The following is a 22,811-nucleotide window of genomic DNA, read 5'->3' as shown; positions in this document are numbered from 1 at the left end:
GCCTCAGGCCTCTCCAGGAGACAGGATCTCGCCGGCGGGAATGGCCCGCCGTGTCCCGTCGATATCGAGCAGCAGGCTGCCATCCTCGGCGAGCCCCGCGAAGTCCCCCCCGCCCGGCAGGGCACGGAGCACGATGCGCTCCCCGGCAGCCGGGCCGAAGCGGCGCCAGGCGGCGCGAACCGGGGCGAAGCCCTCGCCGCGCTGCACCTCCCGCCAATGCGACAGCCGCGCGAGCAGCCTGACGGCAAAAGCCTCGGGCAGTCCGGCGCCATCCAGCACCGCGGTCGGGCGGTCCGGCAGCGCCGGCGCATGCGCCAGGTTGACCCCGATGCCGAGCACCAGCCAGGCGACTGCGCCCGCCGGCGTCAGCGCGCTCTCGGCCAGGATCCCGCCCGCCTTGGCGCCCCCGAGCAGAAGGTCGTTCGGCCATTTCAGCCGCAACGCGGCAGGGTCGGGGACGTGCCCCGCCGCCGCCTCGGCCAGCGCGACGCCGGCCAGCAGGCTCCATTGCGGCGCCTCGCGTGCCGGGCCGGCCGGGCGCAGGAGGACCGAGAGATAAAGGTTGCCGGGCGGCGAGGCCCAGGCGCGGCCTGCCCTGCCCCGCCCGGCGGTCTGCTCCAGCGCCCGGATGGCGAGGCCCTCGGCCTCGCCCGCCTCTGCGCGCCGCGCCAGAAGGGCGGAGGTGCTCGGCAGCGCCGCGTGCACCTCGAGCCGCCAGCCAGGCGGCAGAGCCGGAACCAGGTCCCCCTGGGCGGCCCCACCCTGGCCGGTGGTGATCACCCCAGCAGGGCCGCAGCGGCGGCCTGGGCCGCCGCCAGCATCGGCGCCGGCCACAGGGCGAAGAACGCGGTGAAGAGGCCCGTGCCGGCCATCACCATGGTGAGGCTGGTCGGCGCGCGGTCCAGGTTGCCGATCGGCGCGTCGAAATACATCACCTTGACGATGCGCAGGTAGTAGTAGGCGGAAACCACGCTGGTCAGCACGCCGACCACCGCGAGCGTCCAGAAGGCGCCCTGCACGGCCGCCAGGAACACATAGAGCTTGCCGAAGAAGCCGGCGAGCGGCGGGATGCCGGCCATGGAGAACATGAATACGGCCATCCACATCGCCGTCACCGGGTCGGTGCGGCCGAGCCCGGCGAGGTCCTCGATCCCCTCCACCGAACGCCCGGCGCGGCGCATGGAGACCAGCACCGCGAAGGTGCCGAGGTTCATGAAGACGTAGATCGCCATGTAGACCAGCAGGCCGCGCAGCCCGATGTCGCTGCCGACCGCGAGGCCCATCAGCGCGTAGCCGACATGGCCGATCGAGGAATAGGCCATCAGGCGCTTGAGGTTGCGCTGCCCGATGGCGGCAAAGGCGCCGAGGATCATCGACCCCAGCGACACCAGCACGATCACCTGCTGCCACTGCGCCACGAGGTCGCCGAAGGGGCCGAGCAGCACGCGGGCCAGCAGGGCGATGGCGGCAACCTTAGGGGCAGAGGCGAAGAAGGCGGTCACCGGGGTCGGCGCGCCTTCGTAGACGTCCGGCGTCCACATGTGGAAGGGCACCGCCGAAACCTTGAAGGCAAGGCCGGTGATGACGAAGACGACGCCGACGATGACGCCGGCCGAGATGCCGTTCGGCTCGGAGAAGGCCTCGCCGAGGCGGTCGAAATTGGTGGTGCCGGCGAAGCCGTAGACCAGCGAGCTGCCATAGAGCAGCAGGCCGGAGGCGAGCGCGCCGAGCACGAAGTACTTCAGCCCCGCTTCGGCCGAGCGGCCGTTGTCGCGGTTGAAGGCGGCCAGCACGTAGAGCGGCAGCGAGAGCAGCTCGAGCCCGAGGTAGAGAGAGAGCAGGTCGTTGGCCGAGATCATGACCATCGCGCCGAGCGTGGCGAAGAGCATGAGCACCGGAAATTCGAAGCGGGCGGTGCCCTCGCGCTCGTTGAAGTCGAGCGAGAGCAGGATGCCGACCGCGGCGGCCGAGAGCGCCAGGAACTTCATGAAGCCGCTGAAGGCGTCGGAGACGTAGTGGCCGCCGAGCGCGGTGCCTTCCGCCTGGCCAAGCACCAGCATGGCGGCAAGCAGCAGCGCGCCGACGCAGGCCATGGAGACCGGGAAGAAGGTCTCCCGCTTCGGGATCACCCCGGCGGCGAGGATGACGAGGCCGGAGACGGCGAGCACCAGCTCCGGCAGGGCAAGGGTCCAGATCATCGGCTTACATCCCCGCCAGGCGCGCGGCGCCGAGCGCCGCCTCGTGCCGCTGCACCAGCGCGGCGACCGAGACTTCGAAGAAGGAGAGGAAGGACTGCGGATAGATGCCCATCCACAGGGTCAGGACGATCAGTGGCGCGAAGACCACGTATTCCCGCGGGCTGAGGTCGAGCAGCATGCGCAGGTCGTCGCGGGTGATCTTGCCGAAGCTGACCCGGCGATAGAGGTAGAGCATGTAGCCCGCCCCGAGCACCATGCCGGTGGCCGCGCCGAAGGCAACCCAGGGGTTCACCTTCCAGGCGCCGACGATCACCAGGAACTCGCCGACGAAGTTGGCGAGGCCGGGTAGGCCGACCGAGGCCATGGTGAAGAGCATGAAGACCATGGCGTAGGCCGGCATGATCCCGGCGACGCCGCCGTAGCGCAGGATCTCGCGGCTATGGACACGGTCGTAGAGCACGCCGACGCAGAGGAAGAGCGCGCCGGAGACGACGCCATGCGCCAGCATGGTGAAGAGCGCGCCCGAGAGCCCCTGCTGGTTCAGCGTGAAGATGCCGATCGTCACGATGCCCATATGGGCGACCGAGGAATAGGCGATCAGCTTCTTCATGTCCTCCTGCGCGAGCGCGACGAGGGATGTGTAGACCACGGCGACGACCGAGAGGACGAAGATCAGCGGCGCGAAGGTCGCCGTCGCCTCGGGCAGCAGCGGCAGGGTGAAGCGGAGAAAGCCGTAGGCGCCCATCTTCAGCAGCACGCCGGCCAGGATCACCGAGCCCGCGGTCGGCGCCTCCACGTGCGCATCCGGCAGCCAGGTATGCACCGGCCACATCGGCACCTTCACCGCGAAGGAGGCGAGGAAGGCGAAGAAGATCCAGGTCTGCGCCGAGCGCGGCACCGCCTGCGCGAAGAGCTCCGGGATGTCGGTGGTGCCGGCATTGTACCAGAGATAGAGGATCGCCAGCAGCATCAGCACGCTGCCGAGCAGCGTGTAGAGGAAGAACTTGAAGGCGGCGTAGACCCGCCGAGGCCCGCCCCAGACGCCGATGATCAGGAACATCGGGATCAGCACGGCCTCGAAGAAGACGTAGAAGACGATGAAGTCGAGCGCGGCGAACATGCCGACCATCATTGTCTCAAGGACGAGGAAGGCGATCATGTATTCCCGCACGCGAGTGCCGATCGCCTCCCAGGAGGCGAGGATGCAAAGCGGCGTCAGCGCAGTCGAGAGCAGCACGAAGAGAACGGAGATGCCGTCGACGCCCATGTGGTAGCCGACGCCGAATTCCGGCAGCCAGGCGAGTTTCTCCTCGAACTGGAAGGCCGCCGAGGACTGGTCGAACCTGGCCCAGAGGATGAGGCTGAGCAGGAAGACGATGAGGCTGGTCCAGAGCGCGGTCCAGCGGGCATTGCGGGCGACGACCTCCTCGTCGCCGCGCACCGACATGATGATCAGCGCGCCTGCCAGCGGCAGGAAGGTGACGAGCGAGAGCAGCGGGAAGCCTGCGGCGTTCATTATCAGCGCCCGATCAGGAAGAGAGAGATGAAGACGACCAGGCCGATGATCATGGCGAAGGCGTAGTTCGCCACCCGTCCCGTCTGGATGCGGACCGCTCCGCGCGAGACCTGGACCGCCAGGTCCGCCGCGCCGTTCGGCATGCCGTCGATGATCCGGGCATCGCCGGTCTTCCAGAAGATGTCGGCGAGCCGGCGGGCCGGCTGGACGAAAATCGCGTCGTAGAGCTCGTCGAAGTACCACTTCTTCAGCAGGAAACCGTAGAGGCCGCCCGGATCAGGCTCGGTCCGCTGCTCGGCGCCCTCCGCCGGGATCAGCGGCAGGGCGCGGACCAGCTGCGGCCGGGCGCTGAACATCTGTGCCAGGCGCACCGGCAGGCCCGGCGCCACCATGTACATCAGGTAGGCCAGCGCGATGCCGGCCACACCCATCACGGTCGGTGCCAGCGGCACCCATTCCGGCACCTCGTGCATCGCGTGCAGGACGTGGTTGTCCGCCCCGTTGAAGATGGCGCCGTGCCAGAAGTCGTGCGCGTGCTCGCCGACGAAGAGCGGCGCGAAGATGTAGCCGGTCAGCACCGCGCCCACCGCCAGCAGCAGCAGCGGCACCAGCATGACCAACGGGCTCTCGTGCACGTGCTCCATCGTGTGGTGGTCCGCCCGCGGCGCGCCGTGGAAGGTCATGATCAGCAGGCGCCAGGAGTAGAAGGCGGTCAGGAAGGCGGCGATCATGCCCATGACGAAGGCGTAGAGGCCCGCGCCGCCGTGGCTGGCATAGGCGGCCTCCAGGATCGCATCCTTGGAATAGTAGCCAGCGAAGAAGGGGATGCCGGCCAGCGCCAGGTTGCCGATCCACATGACCGCATAGGTGACCGGGATCTTGGTCCAGATGCCGCCCATGCGGCGCATGTCCTGCTCGTCCGACATGGCGTGGATCACGCTGCCGGCCGACAGGAAGAGCAGCGCCTTGAAGAAGGCATGGGTGAAGAGGTGGAACATCGCCACCTGATAGGCGCCGACGCCGGCGGCGAAGAACATGTAGCCGAGCTGCGAGCAGGTCGAATAGGCGATGACCCGCTTGATGTCGTTCTGCACGCAGCCGATGGTCGCGGCGAAAAAGGCCGTGCTGGCGCCGACAACGGTGACGATCATCTTGGCGGTCGGCGCATATTCGAAGACCGGCGACATGCGGCAGACCAGGAAGACGCCAGCGGTCACCATGGTCGCGGCATGGATCAGCGCGGATACCGGCGTCGGGCCCTCCATGGCGTCCGGCAGCCAGGTATGCAGGCCGAGCTGCGCCGACTTGCCGCAGGCGCCGAGGAAGAGCAGCACCGCGATCAGCTCCACGGCATTCACGCCGAGGAACAGGTCGTTGGTATGCGCCTCGACCGCCGGGAAGATGGTGGCGAATTCGATGCTGCCGAAGACGTAGTAGGTGAGCGCCAGGCCCAGCATGAAGAAGACGTCGCCGACGCGGTTGACGATGAAGGCCTTCATCGCCGCGCGATTGGCGCTCTCGCGGTCGTACCAGTAGCCGATCAGCAGGTAGCTCGCGAGGCCGACGCCCTCCCAGCCGAAGAAGAGCTGGGCGAGGTTGTCGGCGGTCACCAGCATCAGCATCATGAAGGTGAAGAGCGACAGGTAGGCGAAGAAGCGCGCCGGCGTCGCGTCGTGCGACATGTAGCCGACGGAATAGAGGTGGATCAGGGTCGAGATGAAGGTGACCATGGCCACCATGACGACGCTGAGCGTGTCGTAGCGGAGCGCCCAGGACACCTCGAGCCCGCCCACATCCATCCAGGTCCAGATCGGCTGGACCACGGGATGGCCGCCGAGCGCGACCTGGCCGAAGGCCAGCACGCCGCAGACGGCGGCCAGCACCATGCAGAGCACGGAAGCCCATTGCGCGAGCCTGTCGCCGAGCCAGCGGCCGAACAGGCCGCTGATGGTCGCCCCGAGCAGTGGGAAGAAGATGGCGCCGACGAACATGGAGCTCAGCCCTTCAGGGTCGAGATACCCTCGACCTCGATGCTGCCGCGGTTGCGGAAGTAGATGACGACGACGGCCAGGCCGATCGCCGCCTCGGCGGCCGCCACGGTCAGGACGAACATGGCGAAGATCTGGCCGGTCAGGTCGTCCAGCCAAGCGGAGAACGCGACGAAGTTCAGGTTCACCGAGAGCAGGATGAGCTCGACGCTCATCAGGATGACGATGACGTTCTTCCGGTTCAGGAAGATACCGAAGACGCCCAGAACAAGCAGGATCGCGCCGATGGTGAGGTAATGGGCAAGGCCGATGGTCAGCATCAGTGGTGCCCCCCGTGGCCGCGTCCATGTCCGGCGTCGTGCGTGACCTTCGGCGCCTCGGCTTCCGGCTCAGGCGGGCGGCGGATGCCGAGCGTCTTGATGCCGGCCCCGGTCGGCACCTTCTCCATGCTGATGGACCCGCTGCGGGAGACCTGCGCGGCGATGTTCTGCCGGCGGGTGCCTGGACGCTCGCGGTGGGTCAGCACGATGGCGCCAATCATGGCGACCAGCAGGATCAGGCCGGAGGCCTGGAACAGGTAGACGTAGTCGGTATAGAGGATGCGGCCGATCGCCTCGGCATTGGTGACCGTCGCGCCCGGATTGGGCGAGAGCCGCAGGTCGTCCGCCTGGTCGGCAAAGGTCCAGCTGCCGAGCACCAGCACCAGCTCGAGGAACAAGATGCCGCCGACCACCGCGCCGACCGGGGCATAGCGCTGGAAGCCCTCGCGCAGCCGGGCGAAGTCGATGTCCAGCATCATGACAACAAAGAGGAACAGCACCGCGACGGCGCCGACATAGACGATGACCAGGATCATCGCCAGGAACTCGGCCCCGGCGATCAGGAAAAGCGCCGCGGCGTTGAAGAAGGCGAGGATCAGGAACAGCACGCTGTGGACCGGATTGCGCGCCGTGACCACCATGACCGCGGAGGCGATCAGGATGGCCGCGAAGAGATAGAAGGCGAGCGCGGCGATCATCGCGTGCCTCCAGGCCGTTGCTGCATCATGGCATCGTCCGGTGTGGCGCCGAAAGGGCGCGGTAGACAGGAACCGGGCCGCTTGCGGCGGCCCGGGGAAAGGTCAGCGGTAGGGGGCGTCGAGCTCGAGCCGTTTGGCGAGTTCCGGTTCCCACCGGTCGCCATTCGAGAGCAGCTTGTGCTTGTCGTAGAGCAGCTCCTCGCGCGTCTCGGTGGTAAACTCGAAATTCGGCCCCTCGACGATGGCGTCCACCGGGCAGGCTTCCTCGCACATGCCGCAATAGATGCACTTCACCATGTCGATGTCGTAGCGCGTGGTGCGGCGGCTGCCATCCTCGCGCGGCTCCGCCTCGATGGTGATCGCCTGGGCGGGGCAGACGGCCTCGCACAGCTTGCAGGCGATGCAGCGCTCTTCCCCGTTGGGGTAGCGGCGCAGCGCGTGCTCACCCTTGAAGCGGGGCGAGATCGGGCCCTTCTCGTAGGGGTAGTTGATGGTGACCTTGGGCTTGAAGAAATAGCTCAGCGTCAGCGCCATGCCGGAGACCAGCTCCGACAGCAGCAGGCTGCGCGCGACGCGATCGAGGGTTGCCATCTCGTTCAATCCTTACGCCGGCAGCCAGCCGGCGAGCTTGAGCACGGCCGCCGTCAGAATCAGCCAGACCAGGCTGAAAGGCAGGAAGACCTTCCAGCCCAGCCGCATTAGCTGGTCATAGCGGTAGCGCGGGAAGGTCGCGCGGACCCAGATAAAGGTGAAGAGGCAAAGGCAGATCTTCAGGATGAACCAGATCGGCCCGGGGATCCAGATGAAGGGCTCGATCGCCATCGGCGGCAGCCAGCCGCCGAGGAACAGGATCGTCGTCAGCGCCGACATCAGGATCATGTTCGCATATTCGCCGAGGAAGAACAGCGCGAAGGACATCGAGCTGTATTCGACGAAGAAGCCCGCCACCAATTCGGATTCGCCTTCCGGCAGGTCGAAGGGCGCCCGGTTCGTCTCGGCCAGGGTGCTGATGAAGAAGATGACGAACATCGGGAAGAGCGGGATGAAGAACCAGACCCTGCTCTGCGCCCGGACCACCTCCGACAGGTTCAGCGAGCCGACGCAGAGCAGCACGGTCACGATGACGAAGCCCATCGAGACCTCGTAGCTGACCATCTGCGCCGCCGAGCGCAGCGCGCCGAGGAAGGCGTATTTCGAATTGGACGCCCAGCCGGCGATGATGATGCCGTAGACGCCGAGCGACGAGATGGCGAACAGGTACAGCACGCCGACATTGATGTCGGCGATCGCCCAGCCATCGTTCACCGGGATTACCGCCCAGGCCAGCATCGCCAGCATGAACAGCAGCATCGGCGCCAGGATGAACAGGAACCGGCTCGCGCCCGAGGGCACGATGGTTTCCTTCATCAGCATCTTGATGGCGTCGGCGAAGGGCTGCAGCAGGCCGAAGGGGCCGACCACGTTGGGGCCCTTCCGCATCTGCATCGCCGCGAGCACCTTGCGCTCGGCCAGCGTCAGGTAGGCGACGCCGATCAGCACCGGCACCAGCAGCGCCAGGGTCTGCGCCACGGTGATGGCCAGGATGCCGACGGGTGACGCGAGGAAACCGTCCATCGGCCCTACTCCGCCGCCAGCGCCGCGGCGGGCGCGGCATAGACCTTGGCGCATTCCGCCATGGTCGGGGAGGCGCGGCTGATGACGTCGGCCTGCCAGTAGTTGCCGGCCACGGGCGCGAAGGCCGCGTCGGTCACCGCCGTGGCGTCGCCGGCGGGGCCCGCCAGGTCGGCGCAGCCATGCGGCGCGAAGCCCTCGCCACCGAAGGCCGGGTTCACCGCGGCAAGCCGCGTCCGCACCGCATCGAGCGAGTCATAGGGCAGCCGCTTGCCCAGTACCTCGGAAGCTGCGCGGATGATCTTCCAATCCTCCCGCGCCTCGCCGGGGGGGTAAACCGCCAGGCGGCCGCGCTGCACGCGGCCCTCGGTGTTCACCCAGGTCGCGTCCTTCTCGGTATAGGCGGCACCGGGCAGGATGACGTCGGCCCGCGCCGCCGCGGCCTCGCCGTGATGGCCCTGGTAGACGACGAAGGCGCCGGCCGGGATCGCCGCCGGATCGACCTCGGCGCCGAGCAGCCAGAGCGCCTGGATCTGCGGCGCGATCGCCGCGCCGCCGGCGGGCGGGACGAAGCCGAGGTCGAGCGCCGCCACCTGGCCGCCGAAGTGATGCAGCATGTTGAAGCCGTGCCAGTCTGCCTGCAGCATGTTGTTCTGCGCCGCGACCTGCCAGGCCGCCGCCAGCACCGCCGCGCCGTCGGCCCGGGTCAGCGCGTCGCGGCCGAGGATCAGCATCGGCCGCTCGGCGCCGCGCAGCACCTCGTTGAAGCGATGCGTGCCGTCGGCCAGGGCGCGCAACGTGACGCCCCCCTCGCCCAGCCAGTCGTGCCGATAGGTCAGGTCGAGCCCGCGCGGCCCGACGAAGCCGACCGGGACGCCGCCGCCGGCCACCCGCTTGCAGATGCGGGCGTTGATGACCGGTGATTCGGTGCGCGGGTTGCAGCCGATGATCAGCAGCGCGTCCGCTTCCTCGATCCCGGCGATGCCGGTGTTGAAGGTGTAGAAGTCGCGCCGCGAGGCATCGAGCGCCGCGCCGTCGGTGCGGCATTCGAGGTTGCGGCTGCCGAGCGCCTCCAGCAGGTCGCGCAGCACCACCATCGCCTCGGCATCCGCCAGCTCGCCGGCCACGGCGCCGATGCGCTCGCCGGGGATGCCCTTGAACTTCGCCGCGATCGCGCCGAAGGCCTCGGCCCAAGTGGCGGGCTTCAGCTTGCCGTCGACCTTGACCCAGGGTCGATCCAGCCGGCGGCGCTTGAGCCCGTCGAAGGAGAAGCGGCCGCGATCGGCCATCCATTCCTCGTTCACGTCGTCATTGGTGCGCGGCAGGATGCGCAGCACCTCGCCGGAGCGCGTGTCGACGCGGATATTGGTGCCCGTCGCGTCCAGCACGTCGATGCTGTCGGTCTTCCGCAGCTCCCAAGGGCGCGAGACGAAGGCATAGGGTCGGCTGGTCAGCGCGCCGACCGGGCAGATGTCAATCAGGTTGCCGGACAGCTCCGTGGTCAGCGCCTTCTCGACATAGGTGCCGATTTCCATGTTCTCGCCGCGGTTCGTCGCGCCGAGTTCCGGCACGCCGGCGACCTCGGTGGCGAAGCGCACGCAGCGGGTGCACTGGATGCAGCGAGTCATGATCGTCTTGACCAGCGGCCCCATGTACTTGTCCTTGACCGCCCGCTTCTCCTCCTTGTAGCGGCTGTGGTCGAGGCCATAGGAAACGGCCTGGTCCTGCAGGTCGCACTCGCCGCCCTGGTCGCAGATCGGGCAGTCCAGCGGGTGGTTGATCAGCAGGAATTCCATGACGCCGCGGCGGCCGTTGCGGACCATCGGGCTGTCAGTGAAAACCTTCATGCCGTCGGCGACCGGATAGGCGCAGGAAGCGATAGGCTTTGGCGCCTTCTCGACCTCGACCAGGCACATCCGGCAGTTGCCGGCGACGGACAGGCGTTCGTGGTAGCAGAAACGCGGGATCTCGCGGCCGGCGGCCTCGCAGGCCTGCAGCACGGAGACGCCGCTCGGAACCTCGACCTCAATCCCGTCGACCGTGACCTTCGCCATCGCGCGCTTACTCCGCCGCCATCGGCAGCGTGGGCGCGGGCGAGCCCTTCGCGGCCTTGTAGGCGGCAATGCGTTCTTCCATCATCGGCCGGAAGTGGCGGATCAGACCCTGCACCGGCCAAACGCCGCCATCGGCCAGCGCACAGATCGTGTGGCCCTCGATCTGCCGCGTCACCTGTTCCAGCACGTCGATCTCGTCGACCTCGGCGCGGCCCTCGACCATGCGGTCCATCATGCGCTTTACCCAGCCCATGCCCTCGCGGCAGGGCGTGCACTGGCCGCAGCTCTCATGCTTGTAGAAGGTGGACAGCCGGGCGATCGCCTTGATCAGGTCGGTGGACCTGTCCATGACGATGACGCCGGCGGTGCCGAGGCCGGTCTTGTGCTCGCGCAGCGCGTCGAAGTCCATCAGCACGTCGTCGCAGACTGCCTTCGGGATCATCGGCGTGGAGGAGCCGCCCGGGATGACCGCCAGCAGGTTGTCCCAGCCGCCGCGCACGCCGCCGGCATGCTTCTCGATCAGTTCGCGCAGCGGGATCGACATCTCCTCCTCGACATTGCAGGGCTTGTTCACGTGGCCCTGGATGCAGAAGATCTTGGTGCCGCTGTTCTTCGGCCGCCCGAAGCCGGCGAACCAGGACGCGCCGCGCCGCAGGATGGTCGGCACCACCGCGATGGTCTCGACGTTGTTGACCGTGGACGGGCAGCCATAGAGCCCGACGGCGGCGGGGAATGGCGGCTTCAGCCGCGGCATGCCCTTCTTGCCCTCGAGCGATTCGATGAGGGCCGTCTCCTCGCCGCAGATATAGGCGCCGGCGCCGCGATGGACGTAGAGGTCGAAATCCCAGCCGCCGCCGCATGCGTTCGGGCCGAGCAGCCCGGCGGCATAGGCCTCGTCGATCGCGGCCTGCAGCACCAGGTGCTCGTTGTAGTATTCGCCGCGGACATAGATGTAGCCGGCATGCGCGCCCATCGCCACGCCGGCGATCAGGCAGCCCTCGACCAGCGTATGCGGGTCGTGCCGCAGGATGTCGCGGTCCTTGCAGGTGCCAGGCTCGGACTCGTCCGCGTTCACCACGAGGTAGTGCGGCCGGTCGCTCGCCTGCTTCGGCATGAAGGACCATTTGAGGCCGGTCGGGAAGCCGGCGCCGCCGCGGCCGCGCAGCCCCGAATTCTTGACCTCCTCGATGATCCAGTCGCGCCCCTTCTCGATCAGCCCCTTGGTGCCGTCCCAGTGGCCGCGGCGGCGCGCAGCGTCCAGCTGCCAGCCGTGCAAGCCATAGAGGTTGGTGAAGATGCGGTCCTTGTCGCTCAGCGCCACGGCCTTACTCCCCCGGCACGTCGGTCAAAGTCAGCGGCCCGCCCACCGGCGCGCTGGTCTGGCGCCCGATGACCGAACCCGGTGCCGGCTGTTCGCCGCGCCGCAGCGCCTCGATCAGCTTCACCGTGCTCTCGTAGTCCATGTCCTCGTAGTAGTCGTCGTCGACGCAGAGGATCGGCGCGTTGACGCAGCCGCCGAGGCACTCGACCTCGGTCATGGTGAACATCCCGTCGGCGCTGGTCTGGCCGAAGCCGGCGACATGACCGGCATCCTTGCAGGCGCGCGTCACCTCGTCCGAGCCGCGCAGCCAGCAAGGCGTCGTGCCGCAGACCTGCAGGTGGTACTTCCCGATCGGCTTCATGTTGAACATGAAGTAGAAGGTGGCGACCTCGTAGACCCGGATCGGCGCCATGCCGAGCCGCTCGGCCACCGCGTCCATGCCCTTGTTCGGCACCCAGGCGCTGCCGGTCTGCCGCTTCATCTGCCGCTGCACCACATAGAGCAGCGGGATCACCGCGCTGGCCTGCTTGCCCGCAGGGTAGCGCTTCACGATGGTCTCGATCGCCGCGTTGCTCTCGGCGTCGAAGCTGAAGCTGTCTGGCTGGGTGAAGGGAATCGTGGTGTCAGGCGTGGTCACCGGTCGATCTCCCCGAAGACGATGTCGAGCGAGCCGATGATCGCCACGGCATCGGCCAGCATATGGCCCTTGGACAGCACCTCCATCGCCTGCAGGTGCGCGTACCCGGGCGCGCGGATCTTGCAGCGATAGGGGCGGTTGGTGCCGTCGGCCACCATGTAGACGCCGAACTCGCCCTTCGGCGCCTCGGTCACCGTGTAAGTGGCGCCTTCCGGCACGTGGTAGCCCTCGGTGTAGAGCTTGAAGTGGTGGATCAGCGATTCCATCGACCGCTTCATCTCGCCGCGCTTCGGCGGCGTGATCTTGTTGTCGAGGATCTTGGTCGGGCCCGGCTTCAGCCGCGCCAGGCATTGCTCCACCATCCGCAGCGACTGCGTCATCTCCTGGATGCGGACGAGGTAGCGGTCGTAGCAGTCGCCGTGCCGGCCCACGGGGATGTCGAAGTCGAGGTCGGCATAGATTTCGTAGGGCTGCGACTTGCGCAGGTCCCAGGGCAGGCCGGAGGCGCGGATGCAGGGACCGGAGAAGCCCCACTCCATTGCCTGCTCAGCCGTCATCACGCCGATATCGACCGTGCGCTGCTTGAAGATCCGGTTCTCGGTCAGCAGCCCTTCGAGATCGCGGAGGAATTTCGGGAACTGCTTGCACCAATTGCCGATGCGGTCCTCGAGCGAGCGCGGGATGTCCTTCGCCACGCCGCCGGCGCGGAAGTAGTTGACGTGGTAGTGGCTGCCGCCCGCCGCCTCGTAGAACTCGAGCAGGTGCTCGCGCTGCTCGAAGCCCCAGAGCGCCGGGGTGATCGCGCCGCAATCGAGCGCGTAGGTCGTGACATTCAGCAGGTGGTTCAGGATGCGGGTGAGTTCCGCGAACATGGTGCGGATGACGCGGGCGCGCTCCGGCACCTGGTCCTCGATCCGCAGCAGCTTCTCCACCGCCAGGACGTAGCTGTGCTCCATGCACATCGGCGACACGTAGTCGAGCCGATCCATGTAGGGCATGGCCTGGAGATAGGTCTTGTACTCGATCAGCTTCTCGGTGCCACGGTGCAGCAGGCCGATATGCGGGTCGGCGCGCTCGACCATCTCGCCCTTCATCTCGAGGATGAGGCGGAGCACGCCGTGCGCCGCCGGGTGCTGCGGGCCGAAATTGATGGTGTGGCTGTCGACCTCGACAGTGCGCGTCGCCTGCTCGGTGCCGGTCGCCGAGGCGAGCCCCTGCGGATCCGCGGCGGCGGCCAGCGGCCCCGCCTCGGACGCCATGGCGGAACTGCCGCTCATGCTTCGCCCCCCTTGGCCTTGGGCCCTTCGATGCGGTTGAGATGGACCTTCTCGTCCCCCGGAAGCGTGGTCATGGCCTCCCAAGGGCTGAGGAAGTCGAAGTTGCGGAAGTCCTGCGTGAGCTTGACGGGCTCGTAGACGACCTGCTTCCGCTCCTCGTCGTAGCGGACCTCGACATAGCCGGTCAGCGGGAAGTCCTTCCGCAGCGGATGCCCCTCGAAACCGTAGTCGGTCAGCAGCCGACGCAGGTCGGTCTGCCCCTCGAAGACGATCCCGTACATGTCCCAGGCCTCGCGCTCGTACCAGGTCGCCACCGGCCAGATCGCGGCGACGCTCGGCACCGGCGTCGCCGCATCGGTGCCGACCACCACGCGGACACGCTGGTTCAGCGACAGGCTGAGCAGGTTGTAGACGACGTCGAATCTCTCAGGCCGTTCCGGCCAGTCGGTGCCGCAAAGATCCATCAGCTGTTCGAAAGCGAAGCCCTCGCCGTCGCGCAGCAGCGTCATCGCCTCCAGCAGCCCGTCGCGTCGCACCCGCAGCACCAGCTCGGCGCCGCGCTCGACCTCCACGGCCTCGACGCACCCCTGCGGCAGCGCCGCGCGCGCGGCCTCGCCCAGCGCCAGCAGCGCCGCGCCCTTGTCGATCGTATCAGCCACGCAGGATGGTCCCCGTCCGCCGGATCTTCTTCTGCAGCTGCAGGATGCCGTAGACGAGGCCTTCAGCCGTCGGCGGGCAGCCCGGGACATAGACATCCACCGGCACGATTCGGTCGCAGCCGCGTACCACGCTGTAGGAATAGTGGTAGTAGCCGCCGCCATTGGCGCAGCTGCCCATGCTGATGACCCAGCGCGGCTCCGACATCTGGTCGTAGACCTTGCGCAGTGCGGGGGCCATCTTGTTGGTCAGCGTGCCGGCGACGATCATCACGTCCGACTGCCGCGGCGACCCGCGCGGGATCACGCCGAAGCGGTCGAGGTCGTAGCGCGCCATGTAGGCGTGGATCATCGGCACCGCGCAGCATGCGAGCCCGAAGGTCATCGGCCAGAGGCTGCCGGTGCGGGCCCAGTTCACCACCTTGTCGAGGTTGGCGACGACGAAGCCCTTCTCCTCGATCTCGCCGGTGATGCCTTTCACCACCGCGTCCTGCGCCGCGCCGGGCGCCAGGTGCTCACGGTTCCAGGCCACTGTGTCCAGCGTGCCCGTCGGCACGACGCTTTCGGTGTTTCCGCTCATGATGCTCTCCGGTCGGGGGCGGCTCGCGCCGTCACTCCCAGTCCAGGGCGCCCTTGCGCCATTCGTAGACGAACCCGACCGTCAGCACGCCGAGGAAGGCCACCATCGAAAGGAAGCCGAACCAACCGATCTGGCCGAGCGAGACAGCCCAGGGAAAGAGAAATGCGACCTCGAGGTCGAAGATGATGAACAGGATCGCCACCAGGTAGAAGCGGACATCGAAGCGCCTGCGCGTGTCGTCGAAAGGCTCGAAGCCGCATTCATAAGCCGACAACTTTTCTGGGTTGGGCTTCTGGCGGGCGACCAGCAGGCTGCCACCGACCATCGCGGCGGCGATGCCCCCGGCGATCACCAGGAAGACCAGGATCGGGAAGTACTCGCCCAGTAGCGGTTGGGTCATCTTTGCTCCGCCCCTTGGTGGCGCCGCGACCGTCATGGCGGGGCCGCGGCGTGCCCTGCTCCGGCAGATGCCGCAGCGCAGCGCGGCCGGACATTAGCCACGACCCGCGCTTTTCGCATAGAGGGCAGGGCGCCTTTCTCAAGTTCCAGGTGGGGATTTTTGCCCGGAACGAAAAGGGTCCAGAATACGGCCAAGGCGCCATCCCCTGCGGGATGACGCCTTGGCGTTTCGTCGCGTGGCGCGAGTGACGGGGCTCGAACCCGCGACCTCCGGCGTGACAGGCCGGCGCTCTAACCAACTGAGCTACACCCGCTTGCGACGTGGCGGGGGTTTATGCCGCCGGCCCGGGAGTGTCAACGGGGTGCCGCGAACGAACCATCGCGGTCTGCAACTTCGCTGTGGACGGAGCGGGGGTGAATGGGCGCTGAGGGATTCGAACCCCCGGCATCTTCGGTGTAAACGAAGCGCTCTACCGCTGAGCTAAGCGCCCGCAGGCCGGAGCATGCCCAGATCCCGGCGCAAAAAGAAAGGGCCGGCGCTGCCGCCGGCCCCGTCCCTGGTCCCCCTTCGCCGCCGGCAAAATCAGTTCACCGCGTCCTTCAGGCCCTTGCCGGCCTTGAAGCGGACGGTCGTGGTGGCGGGGATCTTGATCTCCTCGCCGGTGCGCGGATTGCGGCCCTTGCCGGCCTTGCGCTTCGAGGTCGAGAAGGTGCCGAAGCCGACCAGCCGCACGTCGGCCTTCTTCTTGAGCGAGGTGGTAATCGCCTCGAACACCGCGTCGAGCACGTCGCCCGCCTTCGCCTTCGGCAGGTCACCGGCTTCGGCGACGATCGAGATCAGGTCCTGTTTGTTCATGCGTAAGCCCCCCCTTCCCTGGGAAATCCACGACCGCACCGGGAGAAACCCGAGCCGGAAACTCGTGACGACTGTAGGAGGGGCGATTTCAGGGCGTCAATCATTCGACTCGGAAAAACGGCGGATAACCGGGCCTTTCCAGGAGTTTGTGGCGCCGCGAAGACAAATCGGGCGGGCCCAAGGGCCCGCCCGATCCACAACCGAAGGATGTTAGTGCGGCAGGGCCGGTTTCGCCGCATCGCCATCCGCCGCACGCGGCGTCGGCGACTCGGGCGGCTCTTCCCAGGTGATCGCCTCGGGCTTGCGGACCAGCGCCGCGGCGATGACCTCGTCCACATGCGAGACGGGGAAGATGCTCAGCCCCTTCTTCACGTTGTCCGGGATCTCCGCGAGATCCTTCTCATTGTCCTTGGGGATGAAGACCGTGGTGGTGCCGCTCCGCAGCGCCGCCAGCAGCTTCTCCTTCAGGCCGCCGATCGGCAGCACGCGGCCGCGCAGCGTGATCTCGCCAGTCATCGCCACGTCGCGCCGCACCGGGATGCCGGTGAGGACGGAGACGATGCTGGTCGCCATGGCGATGCCGGCCGAGGGACCATCCTTCGGCGTCGCGCCTTCCGGCACGTGCACGTGGATGTCGCGCCGGTCGAACAGCGTCGGCTTCAGGCCGAAGCTCGTGGCGCGGCTGCGGACATAGGACATCGCCGCCGAGACGCTCTCCTGCATGACGTCGCCGAGCTTGCCGGTCGTCTGCACCTTGCCCTTGCCGGGCACGGTGATCGACTCGATCGTCAGGATCTCGCCGCCCACCTCGGTCCAGGCAAGGCCGGTGACCACGCCGACCATGTCCTCCGCCTCGGCCTCGCCGTAGCGGAACTTCCGCACCCCGGCGAATTTGTCGAGGTTCTTCGGGGTGATCGTCACCTTCTTCGACTTCTTGGCGACGATCTCGCGCACCGCCTTCCGCGCCAGCCCGCCGATCTCACGCTCGAGGTTCCGGACCCCGGCCTCGCGCGTGTAGTAGCGGACCAAGTCGCGCAGCGCGTCCTCGGTCACCGACCACTCGCCGTCCTTCAGCCCGTTCGCCTCGGATTGCTTCGCGATCAGGTGGCGCTTGGCGATCTCCACCTTCTCATCCTCAGTGTAGCCGGGGATGCGGATGATCTCCATGCGGTCCAGCAGCGGCTGCGGCATCCGCAGCGAGTTCGCCGTGGTGACGAACATCACGTCCGACAGGTCGTAGTCGACCTCCAGGTAGTGGTCGGCGAAGGTCGCGTTCTGCTCCGGGTCCAGCACCTCGAGCAGCGCCGAGGACGGGTCGCCACGCCAGTCGGCGCCGAGCTTGTCGATCTCGTCGAGCAGGAAGAGAGGGTTGGAGGTCTTCGCCTTCTTCATGCCCTGGATGACCTTGCCGGGCATGGAGCCGATATAGGTCCGCCGGTGGCCGCGCACTTCGGCCTCGTCCCGCACGCCGCCGAGCGACATGCGGACGAAGTTGCGCCCCGTCGCCTTGGCGATCGACTTGCCGAGCGAGGTCTTGCCGACGCCGGGCGGGCCGACGAGGCAGAGGATCGGGCCGCGGATCTTCGGCGAGCGGGACTGCACCGCCAGGTACTCGATGATCCGCTCCTTCACCTTCTCCAGGCCGAAGTGGTCGGCGTCGAGCACCTTCTCCGCCTCGACGATGTCGTTGCGGACCTTGCTGCGCTTCTTCCAGGGGATGCTCAGCATCCAGTCGAGGTAGTTGCGCACAACCGTCGATTCGGCGCTCATCGGCGACATGGTGCGGAGCTTCTTCAGCTCGGCCATGGCCTTCTCGCGGGCTTCCTTCGACAGCTTGGTGGCCTTGATCTTGGCCTCCAGCTCGGCGGCCTCGTCCTTGCCGTCCTCGCCCTCCCCGAGCTCCTTCTGGATCGCCTTGAGCTGCTCGTTCAGGTAGTACTCGCGCTGGGTCTTCTCCATCTGCCGCTTGACGCGGTTGCGGATGCGCTTCTCGACCTGCAGGACGCCGATCTCGCTCTCCATATGGGCGAAGACGCGCTCGAGCCGCGCGGCGGTGCCGGCCGTCTCCAGCAGCTCCTGCTTCTCGGGGATCTTGAGCGAGAGATGGGCCGCGACGGTATCGGCCAGCTTGTTCGGGTCGTCGATCTGGTTGATCGAGACCAGCACCTCCGGCGCGATCTTCTTGTTCAGCTTGATGTACTGCTCGAACTGGCCGACCACGGTGCGGGCCAGCGCCTCCGCCTCCGGCGCGGTGCCTTCCGGCTCCTCAAGGGTCGAGGCATAGGCCTCGAAGTGGCTCTGCGTCTCCTTGAAGCCGGCAATCCTCGCGCGGCGGCCACCCTCGACCAGCACCTTCACGGTGCCGTCCGGCAACTTCAGCAGCTGCAGCACGGTGGAGACGGTGCCGACGTCATAGAGGTCTTCGGCGCCGGGATCGTCCTGCGCGGCATTCTTCTGGGCAACCAGCAGGATCTGCTTGTCGTCGCGCATCACCGCTTCCAGCGCGCGGACGGATTTCTCCCGGCCCACGAACAGCGGCACGATCATGTGCGGGAAGACGACGATATCGCGGAGCGGCAGGACGGGGAGCAACTCGCCCCGGGTGGTTTCGGGCTTGTCCGCCATGATGGACCTCGCTGAAGGACAGTCGACGCCTGGGGCACCCGAAAAGCGGCATGACCCGTGGCGTCACGGGATTGCAAAATAGATGGGGGTCGGGCTTTTGCCTCACAACCCCTTGACATCGGCGCGGCCCGCAACGGCCGCGCCGCGGCGATCAGGCGGAGCTCTGCTCCGCCGCGCGCTCACCATAGATGAAGAGCGGGCTGGCCCGGCTCTCGGCCACCTCGCGGTTCACCACCACCTCGTCCACGTCGTCGAGGCCGGGCAGGTCGAACATGGTGGAGAGCAGGATCTGCTCCATGATCGAGCGCAGGCCGCGCGCGCCGGTCTTGCGCTGGATGGCACGGGTGGCGACCGAGCGCAGCGCATCCTCGGTGAAGGTGAGCTTGGTCCCCTCCATCTCGAAGAGACGCTGGTACTGCTTCACCAGGGCATTCTTCGGTTTGGTCAGGATCTCGATCAGCGCCTTCTCGTCGAGGTCCTCGAGCGTGGCGACGACCGGCAGGCGGCCGATGAACTCGGGGATCAGCCCGAACTTCAGCAGGTCCTCCGGCTCCACCTCGCGCAGCACCGCACCGGCGCGGCGCTCGTCCGGCGAGCGGACCTCGGCGCCGAAGCCGATGCCCGAGCCCTTGCCGCGGGCACCGATGATGCGCTCGAGGCCGGCAAAGGCGCCGCCGCAGATGAAGAGGATGTTCGAGGTGTCGACCTGCAGGAATTCCTGCTGCGGGTGCTTGCGCCCGCCCTGCGGCGGCACGGAGGCGACGGTGCCTTCCATGATCTTCAGCAGGGCCTGCTGCACGCCCTCGCCCGAGACATCCCGCGTGATGCTGGGGTTGTCGGACTTGCGGCTGATCTTGTCGACCTCGTCGATGTAGACGATGCCGCGCTGCGCCCGCTCGACGTTGTAGTCGGCCGACTGCAGCAGCTTGAGGATGATGTTCTCGACATCCTCGCCGACATAGCCGGCCTCGGTCAGCGTCGTCGCATCGGCCATGGTGAAGGGCACGTCGAGGATGCGGGCGAGCGTCTGCGCCAGCAGCGTCTTGCCCGACCCGGTCGGGCCCAGCAGCAGGATGTTCGACTTGGCGATCTCGACGTCGTTGTTCTTCGCGCCGTGCGCCAGGCGCTTGTAGTGGTTGTGCACCGCGACCGAGAGGACCTTCTTCGCATGGTCCTGGCCGATGACGTAGTCATCGAGGACCTTGCAGATCTCCTTCGGCGTCGGCACCCCGTCGCGCGACTTCACGAGGTGCGTCTTGTGCTCCTCGCGGATGATATCCATGCACAGCTCGACGCATTCGTCGCAGATGAACACGGTGGGCCCGGCGATGAGCTTCCGGACCTCGTGCTGCGACTTCCCGCAGAACGAGCAATAAAGGGTGTTCTTCGAGTCGCCGGACTTGCTCATGGGCACTCCGCCTGGATGGGCCGGCCAGGGCCGTCGGCGCCTTCTCCCGTGGGAAGGAGCGGACCACCCGGACCCCTCCCCTCGAAATCGAGAGGGGGCCTGGATTGGGATTGTAGCCCCCCTGTCATCAGGGGGGAAGCACAACGGTCGGCAAGGGGCCGGCCGAACACCAACCGGTGCGGCAACATCCCGTCAGGATGCCGCCGTGAACACGGTCGGGCCGGGCCGGGCACCCGGATCGTCAGGACTTCGGAACTTCCGCGCCGGGGGCCATCGGACGTTCCAGCACCACCTCGTCGACCAGGCCGAAGTCGCGGGCCTCCTCGGCCGACATGTAGCTGTCGCGCTCGAGCTTGGCCTCGATCGCGGCGATCGGCTGGCCGGTATGCTTCACGTAGATCTCGTTCAGCCGCTGCCGCAGCTTGAGGATCTCGCGCGCCTGGATTTCGATGTCGGTCGCCTGACCCTGGGCACCGCCGGAGGGCTGGTGGACCATGACCCGGGCGTTCGGCAGGGCGAAGCGCTTGCCCTTGGCGCCGGCGGTCAGCAGCAGCGAGCCCATGGAGGCCGCCTGGCCGATGCAGACCGTGCTGACCGGCGAGCGGATGTACTGCATGGTGTCGTACATCGCCAAACCGGCCGAGACCACGCCGCCCGGGCTATTGATGTAGAAGGCGATGTCCTTGTTGGGATTCTCGCTTTCCAGGAACAGCAGCTGGGCGCAGATCAGCGAGGAGACCTGGTCGAAGACCGGCCCCGTCAGGAAGATGATCCGCTCCTTCAGCAGGCGCGAATAGATGTCGTAGGACCGCTCGCCCCGCGCCGTCTGCTCGACGACCATCGGCACGAGGGTGTTGTTGTAGACCTCGACCGGATCACGGTCCCGCATGGTGCAACCTTTCACTCGTTCGGCCCGGCGGACCTGTCCGGTGGGCGGCGCGGCCCGGCCGCGGTGCCGGGCAGCCATGCCGCCCGCCGGTCCGGGTCCGCGTCCACCAATGTGGGGCAAGCCCGGGGTCGCCGGAAGTCCCCGCCAGATGGCGGGGTTGTCGCCTCGCCCCGGAAGGTTCCCGGGGAATCGACTCAGGCCGCCTCGGCCGAGGCGGTCAGTTCCTCCGGCGCGACCTGCCGGTCGGTCACCTTGGCCAGTTCCAGCATGAAATCCACCACCTTCTCCTCGAAGATCGGGCTGCGGAGGTTCTCCGCCGCCTGCGGATTCTTGCGGAAGAATTCCATCACCTGCTGTTCCTGCCCCGGGTACCGCCCAGCTTCCTGACGCATCGCCCTTGCCAATTCGTCACCGGTCACGGTGATGTTGTTGGTCCGGCCGATCTCGGACAGCAGCAGGCCGAGCCGGATCCGCCGCTCGGAGATGCCGCGGTACTCGGTCTTCAGGGTTTCCTCGTCCTTGCCCTTGTCGTCGGCATCGAGGTTGCCGGCCTTCAGGTCCTGCTCGACCCGCTGCCAGATCTGGGCGAACTCGGCCTCGATCATGCCCTCGGGCACCGGGAACTCCGCGCGGGCGGCCAGCGCGTCCAGCAGCGACCGCTTCACCTTCAGCCGGGCCAGGTTGTCGTATTCCTGCTGCAGGCTGCCGCGGACGGCCTCCTTCAGGGCGTCCAGCGTGTCGAAGCCGATCGACTTCGCCATCTCCTCGTCGACCGGCGGCACGACCGAGCGCTTCATGCCCTTGGCGGTGACGGTGAAGGTCGCCGCCTTGCCGGCGAGCGCGGCGGAGCCGTAGTTCTCGGGGAAGGTCACCTTCACCAGCCGCTCGTCGCCGGGCTGCATGCCGACCAGCTGCTCGGTGAAGCCGGGGATGAAGCCGGGACCGTCGACCTCGATCGGCATGTCGGTGGCGGTGCCGCCCGGGAAGGCCTCGCCCTCGCCCGTCTCGCCCTCGGCGGGATCGATCCGGCCGACGAAGTCGCAGACCAGGATGTCGCCCTTCTCGGCGGGCTTCACTTCGGTGACGTCCTCGAGCTTGCGGTTGCGGGAGGCGATCGTCTCCAGCGCCTTGCCCACCTGCTCGTCCGAGGGCTCGGCCTTCAGCCGCTCGACCGCGATCCCGGCGAAGTCCGGCATCGGGATCTCCGGCAGGATCTCCAGCTCGACCTTGAACTCCAGGTCGGCCTCGGGGGCGAAGTTCACCAGCTCGATCTTCGGCTGCAGCGCCGGGCGCAGGCCGCGGTCGGTGACGACCTGGTCGGCCGCCTTGTTGACCGACTGCTCGAGCACCTCGCTCATCACCGCCTGGCCGTAGCGCTGCTCGACCACCTTGGCCGGCACCTTGCCGGGGCGGAATCCGGGGAGCCGGAGGTCGCGGCCCAGCTCGGCCAGCCGCTTGCTGCGCTCGGCGGCGATGTCGCCGGCGGGCACCACCACCGTATAGGCCCGCTTCAGCCCGTCGTTCGCGACCTCGGTCACCTGCATCGTCGTAACGCCCATCCCAAGAAGTTCAGCCGATGGGGCCGCGGACATCGCCCGGGCCGCCGATCGGCGCATCGGTCCTACCGTCAGCGGGCTGGTGCGGGCGGAGGGATTTGAACCCCCACGGCTTGCGCCACTGGAACCTAAATCCAGCGTGTCTGCCAGTTCCACCACGCCCGCGCGGCCAGGCCCTGCGGTCAAGATCGGGGCGTGTAGCGCAGCGCCCGCAGGTTTGAA

General features: G+C 67.5%; 20 protein-coding genes and 3 tRNA genes. All 23 read right to left on the bottom strand.

The genetic code is table 11. The annotated features are described in order from the left end of the window. Window positions 1-3 precede the first annotated feature (3 nt). Window positions 4-780 (bottom strand): biotin--[acetyl-CoA-carboxylase] ligase, encoded by a 777-nt coding sequence (locus tag E2C06_RS03355; RefSeq protein WP_241671095.1) that lies wholly within the window; start codon window positions 778-780, stop codon window positions 4-6. Then, entirely contained in the window at window positions 777-2,198 is a 1,422-nt protein-coding gene (gene nuoN, locus E2C06_RS03350; protein WP_133287166.1) for an NADH-quinone oxidoreductase subunit NuoN, read from the bottom strand. Before nuoN ends, E2C06_RS03355 begins: the two co-directional genes overlap by 4 nt. A 4-nt stretch (window positions 2,199-2,202) precedes the next feature. Next, window positions 2,203-3,714, bottom strand: coding sequence for an NADH-quinone oxidoreductase subunit M (locus E2C06_RS03345; protein ID WP_133287165.1), 1,512 nt, complete (start codon window positions 3,712-3,714; stop codon window positions 2,203-2,205). A 2-nt stretch (window positions 3,715-3,716) separates the two neighbouring features. Further along, window positions 3,717-5,705, bottom strand: a complete 1,989-nt coding sequence (nuoL, locus tag E2C06_RS03340; RefSeq protein ID WP_133287164.1) for an NADH-quinone oxidoreductase subunit L — start codon at window positions 5,703-5,705, stop codon at window positions 3,717-3,719. 5 nt (window positions 5,706-5,710) lie between these two features. Next, window positions 5,711-6,022, bottom strand: coding sequence for an NADH-quinone oxidoreductase subunit NuoK (gene nuoK / locus E2C06_RS03335; RefSeq protein WP_133287163.1), 312 nt, complete (start codon window positions 6,020-6,022; stop codon window positions 5,711-5,713). After that, window positions 6,022-6,720, bottom strand: a complete 699-nt coding sequence (locus E2C06_RS03330) for an NADH-quinone oxidoreductase subunit J (RefSeq protein WP_133287162.1) — start codon at window positions 6,718-6,720, stop codon at window positions 6,022-6,024. The genes nuoK and E2C06_RS03330 overlap by 1 nt, the downstream gene beginning before the upstream one ends. Before the next feature lie 102 nt (window positions 6,721-6,822). After that, window positions 6,823-7,311 carry an NADH-quinone oxidoreductase subunit NuoI gene (gene nuoI, locus E2C06_RS03325; RefSeq protein ID WP_133287161.1) on the bottom strand — a complete coding sequence of 163 codons (489 nt, stop codon included), beginning with the start codon at window positions 7,309-7,311 and terminating at the stop codon, window positions 6,823-6,825. A gap of 12 nt (window positions 7,312-7,323) precedes the next feature. Further along, window positions 7,324-8,334 carry an NADH-quinone oxidoreductase subunit NuoH gene (gene nuoH, locus E2C06_RS03320; protein ID WP_133287160.1) on the bottom strand — a complete coding sequence of 337 codons (1,011 nt, stop codon included), beginning with the start codon at window positions 8,332-8,334 and terminating at the stop codon, window positions 7,324-7,326. Between the two features lie 5 nt (window positions 8,335-8,339). Further along, on the bottom strand, window positions 8,340-10,385 hold the full coding sequence (gene nuoG, locus E2C06_RS03315) for an NADH-quinone oxidoreductase subunit NuoG (protein ID WP_133287159.1): 2,046 nt from the start codon (window positions 10,383-10,385) through the stop codon (window positions 8,340-8,342). A gap of 7 nt (window positions 10,386-10,392) precedes the next feature. After that, complete coding sequence (gene nuoF, locus E2C06_RS03310) at window positions 10,393-11,706, bottom strand: NADH-quinone oxidoreductase subunit NuoF (RefSeq protein WP_133287158.1); 1,314 nt, start codon at window positions 11,704-11,706, stop codon at window positions 10,393-10,395. 4 nt (window positions 11,707-11,710) lie between these two features. After that, entirely contained in the window at window positions 11,711-12,343 is a 633-nt protein-coding gene (locus E2C06_RS03305; RefSeq protein WP_133287157.1) for a complex I 24 kDa subunit family protein, read from the bottom strand. Further along, a complete protein-coding gene (locus tag E2C06_RS03300; protein WP_241671094.1) occupies window positions 12,340-13,620 on the bottom strand; it encodes an NADH-quinone oxidoreductase subunit D in 1,281 nt (426 codons plus the stop codon). Before E2C06_RS03300 ends, E2C06_RS03305 begins: the two co-directional genes overlap by 4 nt. Then, complete coding sequence (locus tag E2C06_RS03295; protein WP_370451404.1) at window positions 13,617-14,279, bottom strand: NADH-quinone oxidoreductase subunit C; 663 nt, start codon at window positions 14,277-14,279, stop codon at window positions 13,617-13,619. The genes E2C06_RS03300 and E2C06_RS03295 overlap by 4 nt, the downstream gene beginning before the upstream one ends. Beyond that, complete coding sequence (locus E2C06_RS03290; RefSeq protein ID WP_133287155.1) at window positions 14,272-14,856, bottom strand: NuoB/complex I 20 kDa subunit family protein; 585 nt, start codon at window positions 14,854-14,856, stop codon at window positions 14,272-14,274. The genes E2C06_RS03295 and E2C06_RS03290 overlap by 8 nt, the downstream gene beginning before the upstream one ends. Before the next feature lie 31 nt (window positions 14,857-14,887). Beyond that, complete coding sequence (locus E2C06_RS03285; RefSeq protein ID WP_133287154.1) at window positions 14,888-15,256, bottom strand: NADH-quinone oxidoreductase subunit A; 369 nt, start codon at window positions 15,254-15,256, stop codon at window positions 14,888-14,890. A gap of 236 nt (window positions 15,257-15,492) precedes the next feature. Then, a tRNA-Asp gene (locus E2C06_RS03280) sits at window positions 15,493-15,569 on the bottom strand. 105 nt (window positions 15,570-15,674) lie between these two features. After that, a tRNA-Val gene (locus E2C06_RS03275) sits at window positions 15,675-15,746 on the bottom strand. Window positions 15,747-15,838: 92 nt separating this feature from the next. Next, a complete protein-coding gene (locus E2C06_RS03270; protein WP_133287153.1) occupies window positions 15,839-16,111 on the bottom strand; it encodes an HU family DNA-binding protein in 273 nt (90 codons plus the stop codon). Window positions 16,112-16,321: 210 nt separating this feature from the next. Continuing rightward, window positions 16,322-18,736 (bottom strand): endopeptidase La, encoded by a 2,415-nt coding sequence (lon, locus tag E2C06_RS03265; protein ID WP_133287152.1) that lies wholly within the window; start codon window positions 18,734-18,736, stop codon window positions 16,322-16,324. A gap of 151 nt (window positions 18,737-18,887) precedes the next feature. Beyond that, window positions 18,888-20,144 carry an ATP-dependent Clp protease ATP-binding subunit ClpX gene (clpX, locus tag E2C06_RS03260; protein WP_133287151.1) on the bottom strand — a complete coding sequence of 419 codons (1,257 nt, stop codon included), beginning with the start codon at window positions 20,142-20,144 and terminating at the stop codon, window positions 18,888-18,890. Window positions 20,145-20,385: 241 nt separating this feature from the next. Then, complete coding sequence (gene clpP / locus E2C06_RS03255) at window positions 20,386-21,033, bottom strand: ATP-dependent Clp endopeptidase proteolytic subunit ClpP (protein WP_133287150.1); 648 nt, start codon at window positions 21,031-21,033, stop codon at window positions 20,386-20,388. A gap of 194 nt (window positions 21,034-21,227) precedes the next feature. Next, window positions 21,228-22,577, bottom strand: a complete 1,350-nt coding sequence (gene tig / locus E2C06_RS03250; protein WP_133287349.1) for a trigger factor — start codon at window positions 22,575-22,577, stop codon at window positions 21,228-21,230. A gap of 92 nt (window positions 22,578-22,669) precedes the next feature. Further along, window positions 22,670-22,754: transfer RNA gene (locus E2C06_RS03245), tRNA-Leu, on the bottom strand. Between the last annotated feature and the right edge of the window lie 57 nt (window positions 22,755-22,811).

Origin of the sequence: Dankookia rubra (assembly GCF_004355005.1) — a bacterium.
Taxonomy (GTDB): domain Bacteria; phylum Pseudomonadota; class Alphaproteobacteria; order Acetobacterales; family Acetobacteraceae; genus Paracraurococcus; species Paracraurococcus ruber_A.
The sequence above is the reverse complement of the archived record's forward strand: the minus strand, read 5'-3'. Positions and strand labels throughout refer to the sequence as shown.

Excerpts from the sequence above, each read along its gene's own strand:
- nuoN (WP_133287166.1), bottom strand. The coding sequence starts at position 2,198 with ATGATCTGGACCCTTGCCCTGCCGGAGCTGGTGCTCGCCGTCTCCGGC.
- E2C06_RS03345 (WP_133287165.1), bottom strand. The coding sequence starts at position 3,714 with ATGAACGCCGCAGGCTTCCCGCTGCTCTCGCTCGTCACCTTCCTGCCG.
- nuoL (WP_133287164.1), bottom strand. The coding sequence starts at position 5,705 with ATGTTCGTCGGCGCCATCTTCTTCCCACTGCTCGGGGCGACCATCAGC.
- nuoK (WP_133287163.1), bottom strand. The coding sequence starts at position 6,022 with ATGCTGACCATCGGCCTTGCCCATTACCTCACCATCGGCGCGATCCTG.
- E2C06_RS03330 (WP_133287162.1), bottom strand. The coding sequence starts at position 6,720 with ATGATCGCCGCGCTCGCCTTCTATCTCTTCGCGGCCATCCTGATCGCC.
- nuoI (WP_133287161.1), bottom strand. The coding sequence starts at position 7,311 with ATGGCAACCCTCGATCGCGTCGCGCGCAGCCTGCTGCTGTCGGAGCTG.
- nuoH (WP_133287160.1), bottom strand. The coding sequence starts at position 8,334 with ATGGACGGTTTCCTCGCGTCACCCGTCGGCATCCTGGCCATCACCGTG.
- nuoG (WP_133287159.1), bottom strand. The coding sequence starts at position 10,385 with ATGGCGAAGGTCACGGTCGACGGGATTGAGGTCGAGGTTCCGAGCGGC.
- E2C06_RS03300 (WP_241671094.1), bottom strand. The coding sequence starts at position 13,620 with ATGAGCGGCAGTTCCGCCATGGCGTCCGAGGCGGGGCCGCTGGCCGCC.
- E2C06_RS03290 (WP_133287155.1), bottom strand. The coding sequence starts at position 14,856 with ATGAGCGGAAACACCGAAAGCGTCGTGCCGACGGGCACGCTGGACACA.
- E2C06_RS03285 (WP_133287154.1), bottom strand. The coding sequence starts at position 15,256 with ATGACCCAACCGCTACTGGGCGAGTACTTCCCGATCCTGGTCTTCCTG.
- E2C06_RS03270 (WP_133287153.1), bottom strand. The coding sequence starts at position 16,111 with ATGAACAAACAGGACCTGATCTCGATCGTCGCCGAAGCCGGTGACCTG.
- lon (WP_133287152.1), bottom strand. The coding sequence starts at position 18,736 with ATGGCGGACAAGCCCGAAACCACCCGGGGCGAGTTGCTCCCCGTCCTG.
- clpX (WP_133287151.1), bottom strand. The coding sequence starts at position 20,144 with ATGAGCAAGTCCGGCGACTCGAAGAACACCCTTTATTGCTCGTTCTGC.
- clpP (WP_133287150.1), bottom strand. The coding sequence starts at position 21,033 with ATGCGGGACCGTGATCCGGTCGAGGTCTACAACAACACCCTCGTGCCG.
- tig (WP_133287349.1), bottom strand. The coding sequence starts at position 22,577 with ATGCAGGTGACCGAGGTCGCGAACGACGGGCTGAAGCGGGCCTATACG.